Annotated in this window: 9 protein-coding genes; 4 read left to right on the top strand and 5 right to left on the bottom strand. The window is 72.1% G+C overall.

What is annotated here, in order from left to right; translation table 11 throughout:
- Positions 1 to 35: 35 nt before the first annotated feature.
- Positions 36 to 1,784 carry a hypothetical protein gene (locus tag KF823_09155; protein ID MBX3726073.1) on the top strand — a complete coding sequence of 583 codons (1,749 nt, stop codon included), beginning with the start codon at positions 36 to 38 and terminating at the stop codon, positions 1,782 to 1,784.
- Positions 1,785 to 1,910: 126 nt separating this feature from the next.
- On the opposite strand, the gene KF823_09150 is transcribed toward KF823_09155, so the two are convergent.
- Positions 1,911 to 3,515 carry a hypothetical protein gene (locus KF823_09150; protein ID MBX3726072.1) on the bottom strand — a complete coding sequence of 535 codons (1,605 nt, stop codon included), beginning with the start codon at positions 3,513 to 3,515 and terminating at the stop codon, positions 1,911 to 1,913.
- Between the two features lie 246 nt (positions 3,516 to 3,761).
- A complete protein-coding gene (locus tag KF823_09145) occupies positions 3,762 to 5,435 on the bottom strand; it encodes a sigma 54-interacting transcriptional regulator (GenBank protein MBX3726071.1) in 1,674 nt (557 codons plus the stop codon).
- Between the two features lie 182 nt (positions 5,436 to 5,617).
- Here KF823_09145 and KF823_09140 point away from each other — a divergent pair, with 182 nt between their 5' ends.
- A complete protein-coding gene (locus tag KF823_09140; GenBank protein ID MBX3726070.1) occupies positions 5,618 to 8,611 on the top strand; it encodes a protein kinase in 2,994 nt (997 codons plus the stop codon).
- Between the two features lie 48 nt (positions 8,612 to 8,659).
- On the opposite strand, the gene KF823_09135 is transcribed toward KF823_09140, so the two are convergent.
- From KF823_09135 to queD, 3 genes are all read right to left on the bottom strand, one after another.
- Entirely contained in the window at positions 8,660 to 9,490 is an 831-nt protein-coding gene (locus tag KF823_09135) for a UDP-2,3-diacylglucosamine diphosphatase (GenBank protein MBX3726069.1), read from the bottom strand.
- 212 nt (positions 9,491 to 9,702) lie between these two features.
- On the bottom strand, positions 9,703 to 10,107 hold the full coding sequence (locus KF823_09130; protein MBX3726068.1) for a phasin family protein: 405 nt from the start codon (positions 10,105 to 10,107) through the stop codon (positions 9,703 to 9,705).
- Positions 10,108 to 10,384: 277 nt separating this feature from the next.
- Positions 10,385 to 10,741 carry a 6-carboxytetrahydropterin synthase QueD gene (queD, locus tag KF823_09125; GenBank protein ID MBX3726067.1) on the bottom strand — a complete coding sequence of 119 codons (357 nt, stop codon included), beginning with the start codon at positions 10,739 to 10,741 and terminating at the stop codon, positions 10,385 to 10,387.
- A 107-nt stretch (positions 10,742 to 10,848) separates the two neighbouring features.
- On the opposite strand from queD, the gene KF823_09120 reads away from it, so the two are divergent.
- Together KF823_09120 and KF823_09115 are read left to right on the top strand one after the other, a co-directional pair.
- On the top strand, positions 10,849 to 12,270 hold the full coding sequence (locus KF823_09120; protein ID MBX3726066.1) for a bifunctional enoyl-CoA hydratase/phosphate acetyltransferase: 1,422 nt from the start codon (positions 10,849 to 10,851) through the stop codon (positions 12,268 to 12,270).
- Complete coding sequence (locus KF823_09115; GenBank protein ID MBX3726065.1) at positions 12,267 to 13,460, top strand: acetate/propionate family kinase; 1,194 nt, start codon at positions 12,267 to 12,269, stop codon at positions 13,458 to 13,460. Before KF823_09120 ends, KF823_09115 begins: the two co-directional genes overlap by 4 nt.
- Positions 13,461 to 13,481 lie beyond the last annotated feature (21 nt).

Raw genomic sequence — 13,481 nt, 5'->3', positions numbered from 1 at the left:
AGCCACTCTGTCGAAGACCTGACCGGAACCGACCCATGAAGAAGACCGCCGCCCCCCTGCTCGTCGCCCTGACCGGCTGCCTGGCCCTGTCCGCCTGCAGCGGCCGTGAAGTCCGCACGACGCCCCTGACCTACGTGCCGCACGACAGCCCTTACGTGTTCGCCAACCTCGAGCCGGTACCCGACCAGGTGACCGAGGCCTGGTGGGCGCTGTTCGAGCCGGTGCGGGCGGCCTTCTCCGAGACCTTGGCCAAGGTCCGCAAGCAGGCGGCCGCCGCCGACGACGAGGCGGCGCGGCGCACCCTGGCGGTGATGGACCTGTTCGAGGACAAGTTCACCCTGGAAGGCTGGGAGCGGATCGGCTTCAGCCGGCGCGGCCTGCTGGCCTTCTACGGGGTCGGCGCGATCCCGGTGCTGCGCATCGAACTGGCCGACCCCGACGCTCTGCGCGGCTTCATCGGCGAGATCGAGTCGCGCGTCGGCGAGACCCTGCCGGTGGCCCGGCTTGGCGACCTCGACTACTGGCGCATGCAGCCCGATGAGGACAAGCCGTTCGCGGTGGCGATGGCGATCATCGACCGCCAGCTGGTGCTGACCTTCGACCCGGGCGCCGAGATCGCGCCGCTCGAGGAACTGCTGGGGGTCCGGCAGCCGTCGCGCAGCATGGCCGACTCGGGCGAGCTCGCGCAGCTCAACCGCAATAACGGCTATGGCCCGCACGGCACCTTCCTGTTCGACAGCGTGCGCCTGGTCCACGCCCTGGTCGGTCGCGAGGGCGCCGAGACCTGGCTGACCCGCAAGGCCGCCGCCGACGGCGATCCGGTCAGCGCCACCTGCCAGCGCGAATTCGCGCAGCTGGCCGGGCTCATGCCCCGCCTGGTTGCAGGTTACGGCCGCATGGACGCCCGGCACATGGAGTCGCGGATGACCCTGGAACTGCGTCCGGACATCGCCGAGGGACTGCTGCCGGTGGCCGCGCCGGTCCCGGGTCTGGGCGACCTGGAGGACGGCGTGCAGGCCGAGTTCGGCTACGGCCTGCGCCTGGACAAGCTGGGCGAGTTCCTCCAGAAGCAGTCGGCGGCCGTCAGCAGCGCACCGTGGGCCTGCGACAAGCTGGCCTCGCTCAACGACAGCGCCGGCCAGATCGGCGGCCAGGTCGCCGGGCTGTACATGGCGGGCGGCCTGATGACCGGCCTGCGCGCGGTGGTGACGCGCCTGGACTGGGAAGGCCTGGCGATGCCGACGCGGGTCGAGGGCGCGCTGATCGTCGCCTCGCCGAACCCGGCCTCCCTGGTCGGCATGGCGGGCGGATTCCTGCCGGCCGTGGCCGGGCTGCAGCTTTCGCCCGGTGCGCCGCCGCAGCGGCTCGACCTGGCCAGCCTTGGCGAGGCCGCCGCGCTGGCGCCGCCGACCTGGGTCGCCCTGTCCGATTCCGCGCTGGGCCTGGGCTTCGGCGATGACGGCGGCGCCTTGCTGCCGCGCTTCCTCGGCGCGCCCAGCCGCGATCCGGCGCCGGTCCTGTCGTTCGGCTACCGCGGGCCGTTCTACGCCGAGCTGATGAAGCAGGTACGCCTGCTGCAGGGCGCCAGCGCCCTGCTGTCCGGCCAGGACGACGGTGCTGACGACGAGCCGGGCCAGCGCTTCCAGCGCGAGATGCAGCGGGTCATGGAGTCCTTCGTCGAGGCGATGGACCAGGTCACCGCCGGCATGGCGTATACGCGCGCGCGCTTCATGTTCACCGGGCGCGGCCTGGAGGTCGTGCAGGACGTCGAACTGGCGCGCTGACCGGCGCTGGTCGGCAACGGCCGGGATCCGCCACGCGGTCCCGGCCGGCCTCCTGCAGTGGCGACACCGGGGCCGGTGCGACCGCGGTGTCGGTCCGGGCGGCGGGTAGTCGGGCGGCAGGGCGGGTCAGGGCAGTTCGAAGCCGTGCCTGAAGACCACGTCGTTGCCAAGGATCGGTTGCGCATTCGAGAAGCGCGACGTGCCCGCCCCGGTGCCGGCCAGTCGGGTGAAGGTCGCGGTGAGCTGGCGCCCGGCGACGAATTCTGGCGATGTCACCGTGCCGGAGAATCCGGATGCGCTGGCCGGAACCGAGAGCGTGCCGAGGTACCAGCGCCCCTGGGCGCCGTCGTCGGCATACAGGTCGACTTCGCCAGCGGCGGGTACCGCGGTGAGGGTGCCGGCGACCGCGCCGGTGTCGGCACTGGCCAGGGTGAGCACGGGCGGGTTGGGCGCTGCGCTGCGCTGGATGCCGCCGCTGGGATGACCCCAGATCGCATTGCGACGGACATCGGTGCGGCCGATGCCGTTGGCCAGGCGAACACCGAAGGTGCCGCTGGTGCCGCCGCGGATCACGTTCGCCTGCTCGTCGGTGCCACCGATCAGCACCGTCCCGTTGCTGCCGGACCCGTTCTCGACCACCACGGAATCGCCGAACACGGCGCCGCTCTGGCCGCTGGGCCGCTGCCCGATCAGCGTACGGCGCAGCGTGACGCTGTGGCTGTTGTCGATCACCACGCCCCGATTGCCGGCGACGATGACGTTGCCCTGGCCGGCGATGCCGCCGATGGTGACCAGGGTCGACCCGGTCACCACCAGACCGGCGCGCGGCAAGGCCGGCGGCGTGGTCCCGAAGCAGTTGCCGAGTCCGTTGCCCCGCATGGTCTGGCCGTTTGCCGCCAGTCCCAGGTAGTTGCCGAACACGTTGACCAGGGTGCTGTCGAGGATTCGGATGCCACCGAAGCCGTTGTCGCCGATGTGGTTGCGCTGGTTGATGGTCGCCTGGTTCAGGCCGATGAAGACGCCGGTGCTCGACCGCACCTCGATGCCATAGCTGCAGTTGCCGCCGGCGCTGCCGTCCTGGCGGACGCCGAGGAAGGTGCCGTAGATGGTCGTGTTGCTCGTGCCGTTGACCAGGATCGCCGGTTCGAAGGCCGGGCTGTCCTGGTTCACGCCCCAGCCGCTGTTGTAGATCTCGACCGGGTTGTGGCTGGACCGGCGAATCTCCGTCCCGGCGACGCCGGCCAGGAAGATGCCCTGGCGTCGCACGTTCTCGATGCGCACGCCGGCGATCTGCGAGTTGTCCGAACCGCCCTCGAGCAGGATGCCGCCGAAGAATGCTCGGCCGGAGCCGCCGACGATGTCGATGTCGGCGATGAGGACGCGCGCCGTGGCCCGAAGGCCGTATCCGATCCCGGTCTGGAATGAGTCGCCGGAGCGGATCACGTGGCGGACGCCGACACCCGGGCTGAACAGCTGGATCTGCACGGGCCGGGCTATGACCGGCAGCGGCGAGAACACCACGGTGTCGCCGAACGAGCCGCCACCGTTGTCGATGATGATCGTGTTCAGGCCGCCGCTGGGGCAGCCCAGGGTGTTGACGTCGTTGATCGCCCGCGCGAAGTTGCCGCTGGGCGTGTTGCTGTCGACGTAGAACGTCCTGCAGGTCTGCGCCTGGACCATGGCTGGGGCGGTCAGCCAGACCAGCGACCACCAGATGTTGCGAATCGACATGCGTCTGCTCCGAGCGGGAATCGCTGGCCACACTGCAGGACGCGTGCCATCGCGGCCGGATTCCGCCTGGCCGGACGCAAGTCGCTGGCACCGCTGGACATCGCGGATGTCGGTGCTGCGCCGGTGGGCGCCGTATTCCCGGTTCCGGTCCAGCGGTGTCCCGGATCCGGGACAGGACCGGCAGCCGCCGCCCGTCGATACCCGGGAGGGTCGGGCAGGTGGCCCGGCGCGCGCTCCGGTGCCGCCTCAGGACTCGATGCCGAGCGCGGCCAGGCGCCGGTACAGCGTCGATTTCCCGATGCCCAGTCGTTCGGCTGCGCGCACGACATTGCCCTCGCAGGCCGCCAGCGCGGTGCGTATCAGGCGCCGTTCGTATCCCGCCAGTTGCTGATCGAGCCGGCCGTCGCCGTCGTCGCTGCCCAGGGTGCTGCGCAGCTCGGGACGCAACAGGCCGCTGTCGACCACCTCGCCGTCGTTCAGGAACAGGCCGATCCGCATCATTTCCCGCTCCAGCTCGCGGACGTTGCCCGGCCAGTCATGGTTTTCCAACGCATCCAGCGCGGCGCGCGAGATGCCGGCATGGCTGATGCCGCGCTGCCGGCATTCGCGCTCCAGGAAATGGCCAGCCAGCATGGCGATGTCGCCGGCGCGTTCGCGCAGCGGCGGCAGCCGCGCCGACCAGTCGGTGATCCGGTGGTACAGGTCCAGACGGAACTGGCCGGCTGCGACCAGGGACGAGAGCGGGCGATTGCACGCCGAGATGACGCGAGCGCGGGCCGGGCGCGGCCTGTCTCCACCGATGCGGTAGACCACGCCTTCCTGGAGCACCCGCAGCAGGCGCGCCTGGGTGTCGGGTGCCATGTCGGCGATCTCATCGAGGAACAAGCTGCCGTCGTGCGCCTGTTCGAATCGGCCGGCGCGGGCGCTGACGCCGGTGGCGACGCCGGCTTCGATGCCGAACAGCTCGGCATCCAGGAGATCGCGTGGCAGAGCGGCGCAGTTGAGGGCGACGAAGCGGTCCGCGGCAAGCCCCGCCGCCGCGTGCAGGTAGCGCGCGAACAGCTCCTTGCCGGTGCCGGATTCTCCCTCGATCAGCACCGTGAGCCGCGAGCGTGCGACGACGGCCGCCTGCCGGTACAGGTCGCGCAGCACCGGATCGACGCTGGCCGGCGACGGTGCCGCTTCCTGGGCGGGCCGGGCCTCGACCGCCTGCGCCGGCTGTCGTGCGGAGCGAAGCGCCAGCTCCAGCAGGTCGGCGACGAGTTCGACCATGGGCCGGAGGCTTGCTTCGCCATGTCGGTCCGAGGTGGCGAAAAGGATGACCAGCGCGTCGCGCCGGCAGCTGCATGCGCCGTCAACGTTCTCTCCGGCGCGCGCCAGCACGCCGGACCGGGCGCGCCGGATCTGCACTGACGGGCAGCCGTGCGCGACCAGGGCGATCGCTGCCCGCGAGGCCAGTTCGCTCTGCGAGGTTCCGGCCGCGGCCAGGCCGAGCAGTTCCGGCAGGGCGGAGACCAGGAAGCCCTGCAGCGGTCCGGTGGCGATGGTGTCGGCCGCAGGCGGCGCCGGGGCGTGTTCGCGTGCCATGGCCGGCGCGGCGATCCGTGCATCGCCGGCGGCGGCGCTTTCGATGCGGACCTCGACGTCGCCCAGGCGAAAGTGTCGGCCGGGCCGCAGCCCCTGCGCTTCGACGACGCGTCGACCATCGACCTCGACACCGTTGCGGGAATCAAGGTCGAGCACCGTCACGCTCTCGCCGTCGCCCTCGTCGGCCAGCACCACGCGGGCATGGCGGCGCGAGACCGTGGGTTCGCCCAGGACGAAGTCGCAGTCCGGATCGGTGCCGAGCAAGGCCTCGCCGGCGACCAGGACGTGGCGAAGCTCGCGGACCCCGATCCGGGCGATCAGCCGAATGGCCATGGCGGCAGCTCCTCCGGGCGGCGCGCAGATGCGGACCTATACTATCGCTCCGGTCCCCGGACATCCGTCGGCCGGGACCGCAGGCAGACCACCGACGGACTGCACGCCGGATCAGTCAACCGCCGTCGGGGCGCGCATGGAGGGTGCGGCTTCGACTGAATCGGCCAGCGGCCGGGGGCTTCATGACCATGCGCTTCCACTCGGCCGTGGCGATCGGGCAGGGTGGCACCGGTCGGGTGCTGCGCGCGTTCGATGCCGAGCTCGGCCACGATGTCGCGTTGAAGCTGCTGCATGTGTCGACCCCTGCGCTCGCCGCCCGGATGCGCCGCGAAGCGGCCGCCCTGGCCCGCCTGGACCACCCGAACATCGCACGCGTGTACGGCAGTGGCGAGCAGGAGGGGCTGCCCTACATCGCCATGCAGCTGATCGAGGGCGTGCCGCTGGACCGGGCCGCCATCGGCCTGACCCTGGAGGCCCGCGTCGCCCTGATGCTGCCGGTGATCGACGCCGTGCACACCGCGCATCGCGCCGGCCTGGTCCATCGGGACCTCAAACCGGCCAACATCCTGGTCGAGACCACGGCCGACGGCGCGCTCAAGCCGTACGTCGTCGATTTCGGCCTGGTGCTGGACGAGGCGCCCGGCAACCTCACCCTGGCCGGCGAATTCCTCGGCACGCCGGGCTATCTCGCGCCGGAGCAGGCAGCCGGCGACGGTGCCCTCGACCGGCGTTGCGACGTCTTCAGCCTGGGCGTGGTTCTTTACGAGCTGATCACCGGGCGGTCGCCGTTCGCGGCCGAATCGGTCGCAGCCACCGTGGTGCGACTGCTGCGGCACGATCCACCGGCGCCGCATCGGCTCGATCCGCGCGTGCCCGTCCCCTTGTCGCGCATCGTCATGCAGTGCCTGGACAAGGACCGCCGGCACCGCTACGACACCGCCCGTGCGCTGTACGAGGACCTGGCCGCCTGGCTCGACGGTCGTCCCGTCTCTGCGCGACCGGATCATCTGCCGGCCCGCGTTCGCCGTTGGTTGCGACGCAGCCCGGCGCGTGCGGTGGCATGGGCGCTGGCCGCCGCCCTGCCCCTGGCCGCGGCGGGTGTCGGGCTGCACGGGCGCATCGAAAGCGCACGCTCGGCACGCCTGGCCCAGGACTACGCAACCACGGCGATGGCGATCGCACGCGATCTGGAACTGGCGGCCATGCGGCCAGCGCAGGACCTCGCCCTGCACCGGGCCCGTCAACAGCAGCGCCTGGCGACGCTTCGACACGCGCTCACCAGCACCTCGCATGGCGTCCGCGTCGCCGCTACCGAAGCGCTCGGCCGCGCGCTGTTCGCACTCGGCGATCTGGAAGGCGCCGCGAGCGTGCTCGCCGACGCCTGGCACGCAGGACCGCGCAGCGCGGGCCTGGCGGCGGTATTCGGCCGGGTCCGCGAACGCGCCTACGCGGACCGGCTCGCTTCCCTGGTCGCGATCGCCGACCCCGACCTCAGGCTGACCCTCGGGGAACGGGCGCGCGACGACGAGCTGCGGCCGGCCCTGGCGCTGTTCCAGCAGGCCCGCAGCGGCGTCGGTGCCGAGGCACGCATCGCCGAGGCTCTGCTCGCCTACCACGACGACCAGCGCGAACACGCCCAGGCCCTGCTGGCCGCGATCGACGAGCCTTCGCTTGATGCCGAGCTGCTTGCCGCGCAACTGCGCCTCGACCATGCCCTGGCCGGGCTGGACGAGGCGGAACCCGAACAGACCCACCGCGACCTGGTGGACGCCCGCCTCGCCTTCGACGACCTCATCGAAACCGCCCGAAGCCTGCCCGCCGCCCATCTGGGCCGCTGTCGGCTGGCGACGCTGGAGCTGCGCCTGGCGAGCCGGCTCGGCAGCGTCGACCCGCCTGGCGAGGGGATCGAGGTCTGCGATCTGGCGATCGCCCGGGACAGTGGCGATCCGGCCCTGCCCGCGGCCAGTGCGCTGGCCTACGGTGCGCTTGCGCGGCGCAGGGTCATGCTCGACCTCGATCCCGCCGTCGCCTTGGCCCGCGTGCGCGTCGATGCCGAGCGGAGCCGGCGCGGCGAGGCCTGGCTGGCGCTTGGCCAGGCGCTGGTCAGCGCCAGCGAGTACCACCGCAACCGCGGTGAAGAGGGTGATGGCCTGCTGCTCGAGGCCGAGACGGTCCTGGCGGCTGCCGTCGAGGCGTTCCCGGCCGATCCCGCGCTTTGGGTCGAACTGGGTACGGCGCAGCAGGTGCAGGCCATCCATGGCGGCGGCGATCCGGACACCGGCTTCGGTCGTGCCGCCGCATCGCTGGAACAGGCGCTGCTCCTTCACGATGGCCTGGCCACCCGGCTGCGCCTGGCGGAAATCCTGGTGTGGTGGGGCAACGAGCGCTACCACCGTGGACAGCCGCCCGGCGAGCACCTGTCGCGTGCCATCACCCTGCTCGATCCGGCGCTGCTGCGGCAACCGGATGACCTGCGCATCCTCCAACGCCTCGCCTTCGCACATTGGACACGCGGCCAGTACCTGGTCGCCACCGGCGTTCCGGCCGATACCGACCTGGGCCTCGCGGAGGACTACTACGACCGGGTCCTTGCCGTCGATCCGGGACGGCGCAGCACCCGATTCAACCGCCTCAGCGTGCAGCTCACCCTGGCGCGCCACCGCCTGCAGCGGGGCGACCGCGCCACCGAGGTGCTGGAGCGTGCCAGGGCCGGCTTTCCGGATCTGGAGACCGACCCGTCCGACCTCGGGCTGACCGTGCAGGCAGGTGCGCTTCGGCTGCTGGAGACCCGTGATCGCCGCCGCGATGGCGAACCCGCCCGTGCCGGTCTGCTCGGTGCCCGGGCGCTGCTTGGGCGGGCCTTGAGCCATCCCCGGGACCGCGCCGCGGCGGCCGCGCAACTGGCCGACCTGGTGGCAAGCGCCGAACCGGGCGATCTCGGGGACGACATCCTGGAAGCGGAGCTGGTGCGTGTCGGGGCCGTGCGCAGCAACCATCCCGACAACCGGGTTCTGGCCCTGCACCACGCCCGACTGCTGGCGCGGGCGGCCCGACGGGATCCCGGGCGATGGCAGGACGACGCCCTGGCGGCGTTGGCGGGCGTCGAGCGGGATACGCCGGCGTACCTGGTGCCCTATCGCGACGAGTTCACCGGCCTGGCCAGGCCGGTGCCCTGACCCCGGCAACCCGGTCGCCGCTCGTCCCCGTGCCGCGATGAGGCAGGGTCAGCGGATGCCCAGCCCGTCCGCCGCCGGCCAGGCCGGAACGTCGCCGGGGGTCTCGCGGCTGCGCGGCGGAATCCGCGCCAGGCTGGTGCGACGGTCGCCCCAGTGCAGCAGCTCCAGGGTGCCGTCGTGGTGTTCGACCAGGGCGGTGCAATGCTCCACCCAGTCGCCGTCGTTGAGGTACAGCAGGCCATCCTCGCAACGCGCGGCACCCATGTGGATGTGGCCGCAGACATGGCCATCCAGCCGGTCGCGCCGGGCGCGATCGAGCACCAGCGACTCGTAGCGGGCGATGTAGGCCAGCGCCCGGCCGATCCGCGACTTCGCCATCACCGACAGCGGCAGCCAGGGCCTGCCGGCACGCCGGCGCAGGGCGTTCAGCTTCCGCGTCGCCCAGACCAGCGCCTGGTAGGCGCGATCGCCAAGACGCAGCAGCCAGGTGCGGCCGATGCCCTCCGGGTCGAATTCGTCGCCGTGGGCGACCCGCAGGCGACGGCCGTCGGCGGTGCGGTGCAGGGCGTGCAGGCGGACCTCGATGCCGGCCAGGGTGCTGCCCGCCAGGCCGCGCAGCGCCGCATCGTGGTTGCCAGGGATGTAAGTGACCCGGGTCGGGCCGCCCGCCAGTTCGACCAGGCGCGCCAGCACCCGGGCGTGCGAAGCCGGCCACCAGGGCCGTTGCCGCAGGGCATCGAGGTCGACGATGTCGCCGACCAGGTAGAGCTGGCGGCAGCGCACCGCGGCGAGGAAGTCGATCAGGAAGTCGGCCTGGCAACCCGGCGTACCCAGGTGCAGGTCGGAGATGAACACGGTGCGGACATCCAGCGCGGCCATGGCCCCATCCGTCGCGACGGAGGGCAGTGTGGCGTCCGCTGATCACGAGCGCATGTCCGGTTGATTGCCGCCCGATGACGGCGCGCAGCCGGCGCGGCGACCAAAGAAAAGGCCGGCCCGGGGGACCGGACCGGCCTTGAAAGGGCGGCGACCGCCGGGAGGGAGGTTCCCGGACCGCGCGCCAATGTTGGAGAGTGTCTGTCTTGTGGTGCTTACTTGACGGTCTTGCGGACCTTGGCCGACACGTCCTTGGCCTGCGACTCGAAGGTCTCGGTGGCCAGCTGGACGTCGTTGGCGTACAGGGCGCCGATCGACTCGTTGGTCTTCAGGGTCACGGCGACCAGCTCCTGGCCGACGGCCACGAACTTCTCGGCGGACTCCTTGGCCAGGTTCAGGCCCTTCGGGAACAGCGCCTTGACGCCCTCGAAATCGCGGGCGGCGGTGGCATCGTTGATGAAGCCGACGGTCGCCTCGACGCGGTCCTCGACGGCCTTCAGGTTCAGGTTCAGGGTCTTCTCGAAGCCCTCGACGGCCAGGCCGTGGGCCTTGATCGCGGTGTCGGCGAAACGCTTGCCGAGGTTCATCCACTGCGCATTCATCTGCTCGATCATGGTCATGCCCTCCGGGGCGGTTGGTGACTGATGGACGCCACCTTAGCAGCGCTTATTGTGCAGCGCAACATTGGGCAGTCGAAAAATCCCAGGCCAGACAGCGATCGTTTAGTTTTCATCGGCTTGGCCCGACCTGGCGGATGTGGCGCCGCAACAAAGCGGCGACGAGACCGGGCCGGCCGGCGGCAAGGACACCGTTGCAGCAGCCCTGGGTCTTCCGCTCGCGGCGGCACCCAGGGGTCGGGCCGCACAGGGGCCGGAGGGCCGTCCCCCCAGGGGGCGGTCAGGCGCCGTCGTAGCTGGCGCCGGACGTGCAGGTCTCGTGGACGACGATCCGCGCCAACCCCGGCAGGCGCGGGCGCAGGCGGTCCCAGATCCAGCGCGCCAGGTTCTCGCTGGTCGGGTTGTCCAGGCCTTCCACGTCGTTGAGGTAGTGGTGGTCGAGCTGGTCGTAAAGGGGCGCGAAGGCGTCCTTGATGTCGGCGAAGTCCATCACCCAGCCGGAATCGGCGCCGACCGGGCCGGCGACGTGCACCTCGACCCGGAACGAGTGGCCGTGCAGGCGGGCGCATTTGTGGCCTGGCGGCACGTTCGGCAGGCGGTGCGCCGCCTCCAGGGTGAAGACCTTGAAGATGTCCATGCCGCGATTGTAGCGGCCGGTCCTGCCCGCCCCGGCCGGTTCTGCTAAAACTCGGGCAGGCCGCCGGGGACCAGCGCGGCCGCCCTCCGCCACGACAAGGATCAGCGATGAGCGACGCAAGTCCGGCGCCCGCCGAGGGCGCTGCCGACCTGGTGCGAAACCGCACCTTCGACGAGATCGCGGTGGGCGACCGCGCCAGCATGCAGCGCACCCTCACCCACCAGGACATGCAACTGCTGGCCGTGCTCGCCGGCGATGCCGGTGCGCCCTGCCCGGAGCAGGAAGGCAGCTGCCCCCCGCATGCCGCGGTCGCCCAGGGCCTGTTCGCGGCGGGCCTGCTGGCGGCACTGGTCGGCACCCGGCTGCCCGGTCCCGGCGCGCGCCTGTTGTCGCAGCGCCTGCGCTACGACCGGCCACCGCGCGTCGGCGACAGCCTGCGCATGGAAATCGAGGTGGTCGCCCGCGATGCCGGTGCCGGGTCCCTGACCCTGTCCTGCACGGTCCGGGACCAGGAGGGCGCAAGCGTCGTCACCGGCGATCTCGAGGTGCAGGCCCCGGACCGTCGCATCGAGCGGCCCCGCGCGACCCTGCCCGAGGTGCGGTTGTCGTCGGGCAGCAGCATCGACCGCCTGCACCTGCTGGCGCGCCCGCTGGGCGCCATCCGCATGGCCTTCGTGCATCCCTGCGACGCGCTCAGCCTGGCCGCCGCGGTCCAGGCCCGCGATGCCGGGCTGGCGCTGCCGGTGCTGGTCGGTCCGGCGACCCGGATCGCCGCGATTGCGGCTGCCGAAGGCCTGGACCTGGCCGGCATTGCGGTCGAGGACGCGCCGCACAGCCACGCCGCCGCCGCCCGCGCCGCCGAACTGGCCGGCCGTGGCGAGGTCGAGGCGCTGGTCAAGGGCAGCCTGCACACCGACGAGCTGATGGCCGCGGTGCTGGCGGCCGAGGCCGGCCTGCGCACCAAGCGCCGGGCCAGCCACTGCTTCCTGATGCAGGTGCCGGCCTACCCGCGGCCGTTCATCATCACCGACGCGGCGATCAACATCGCGCCGACCCTGGCGCACAAGGCCGACATCGTCCGCAACGCCATCGAACTGGCCCAGGTGGTCGGCGTGGCGCGGCCGAAGGTGGCGATCCTGGCGGCGGTGGAGACCGTCAGCGCCACCATGCCGGCCACCCTGGACGCCGCCGCCCTGTGCAAGATGGCCGATCGCGGCCAGATCGCCGGCGCCGTGCTCGACGGTCCGCTGGCCTTCGACAACGCGGTGTCGGTGGCGGCGGCCCGGATCAAGGGCATCGCCTCCGAGGTCGCCGGCCAGGCCGACATCCTGGTGGTGCCCGACCTCGAGAGCGGCAACATGCTGGCCAAGCAGCTCGAGTACCTGGCCGGCGCCGACAGCGCCGGCATCGTGCTCGGCGCCCGGGTGCCGGTGGTGCTGACCAGCCGTGCCGACGGCCCGGATGCCCGACTGGCCTCGTGCGCGATCGCGGTGATGCTGGCCCACCACTACCGGAGCGCACCGCCGTGAGCCCGGCGGCGGACCAGGTGCTGGTGCTCAACAGCGGTTCGTCCAGCATCAAGTTCGCGCTGTTCGGGATCGACCAGGACCGCCCCGCCGCCAGGCCGGCGCTGTCCGGGCGCGCCATCGGGATCGGCACGCCGTCGGGTCGGCTGGTGTTCGACGGCGAGGCGCCCACGCCGCTGGCGCCGGCTGCCAGCCACCCCCACCACGCCGCGATGGACGCGATCCGGGCCGGCCTGGACACGCGCCTGGACCCGCGCCGCCTGCGCCTGGTGGCGCACCGGGTGGTGCACGGCGGCGACCGCTTCCGGGCCCCGGTGGCGGTGGATCGGGAGGTGCTGGCGACCCTGCGCCGGCTGGTGCCGCTGGCGCCGCTGCACCAGCCGTTCGCGCTGGACGCGATCGAGCGCTGGCTGGACGGGCGCCCCGGCCTGCCCCAGGTGGCCTGCTTCGACACCGCCTTCCACCACACCCTGCCGCGCGTCGAGCAACAGCTGCCGCTGCCGCGGGAGATGTGGGCGCGCGGCCTGCGCCGCTACGGTTTCCATGGCCTGTCCTATGCCTGGCAGGCGCACGTGCTGCCGGAGCGCCACGGCGACCTGGCCCGGCAGCGGGTGCTGGTCGCGCACCTGGGCAGCGGTGCCAGCCTGTGCGCCTTGCACGAACTGCGCAGCGTCGCCACCACCATGGGCTTCTCGGCCCTGGACGGCCTGATGATGGGCACCCGCTGCGGCAGCCTCGACCCCGGCGCGCTGCTCTACCTGATGCAGATCGAAGGGCTCGACCTGGCCCAGGTCGGCGACCTGCTCTACAACCGCTCCGGCCTGCTCGGCGTGTCCGGGCGCTCGGCCGATCCGCGCGACCTGCTGGCGGTGGAAGCCACGGACGAGGATGCCCGTCTGGCCCTGGCGCTGTTCGTGCGCCGCGTGGTGCGCGAGGCCGGCGCCCTGGTGGCGGTGCTGGGCGGGCTCGATCTGCTGGTGTTCACCGCCGGCATCGGCGAGCACAGCGCGCCGCTGCGCGAACGCATCTGCGCGGACCTCGGCTTCCTCGGCATCGCACTCGACAGTGCCGCCAACGCCGCCAACGCGCCGGTGATCTCCACGCCGGGCAGCCGCGTGCGGGTTGCGGTCGAGCCGGCAGACGAGGAATGGATCGCCGCGCGCGACGCGCTTGTCGCGCTGACCGCCGGCTGATCCGGGCAAGCCGGCGCGCTC

This window comes from Lysobacterales bacterium (assembly GCA_019634735.1).
In the GTDB taxonomy this organism is placed as follows: Bacteria; Pseudomonadota; Gammaproteobacteria; order Xanthomonadales; family UBA2363; genus Pseudofulvimonas.
This window is presented reverse-complemented; position numbering and strand designations above follow the sequence as displayed.

Bases quoted from the DNA above. Each gene is read 5' to 3' on its own strand.
- KF823_09155 (MBX3726073.1), top strand. From the start codon at position 36: ATGAAGAAGACCGCCGCCCCCCTGCTCGTCGCCCTGACCGGCTGCCTG.
- KF823_09150 (MBX3726072.1), bottom strand. From the start codon at position 3,515: ATGTCGATTCGCAACATCTGGTGGTCGCTGGTCTGGCTGACCGCCCCA.
- KF823_09145 (MBX3726071.1), bottom strand. From the start codon at position 5,435: ATGGCCATTCGGCTGATCGCCCGGATCGGGGTCCGCGAGCTTCGCCAC.
- KF823_09140 (MBX3726070.1), top strand. From the start codon at position 5,618: ATGACCATGCGCTTCCACTCGGCCGTGGCGATCGGGCAGGGTGGCACC.
- KF823_09135 (MBX3726069.1), bottom strand. From the start codon at position 9,490: ATGGCCGCGCTGGATGTCCGCACCGTGTTCATCTCCGACCTGCACCTG.
- KF823_09130 (MBX3726068.1), bottom strand. From the start codon at position 10,107: ATGACCATGATCGAGCAGATGAATGCGCAGTGGATGAACCTCGGCAAG.
- queD (MBX3726067.1), bottom strand. From the start codon at position 10,741: ATGGACATCTTCAAGGTCTTCACCCTGGAGGCGGCGCACCGCCTGCCG.
- KF823_09120 (MBX3726066.1), top strand. From the start codon at position 10,849: ATGAGCGACGCAAGTCCGGCGCCCGCCGAGGGCGCTGCCGACCTGGTG.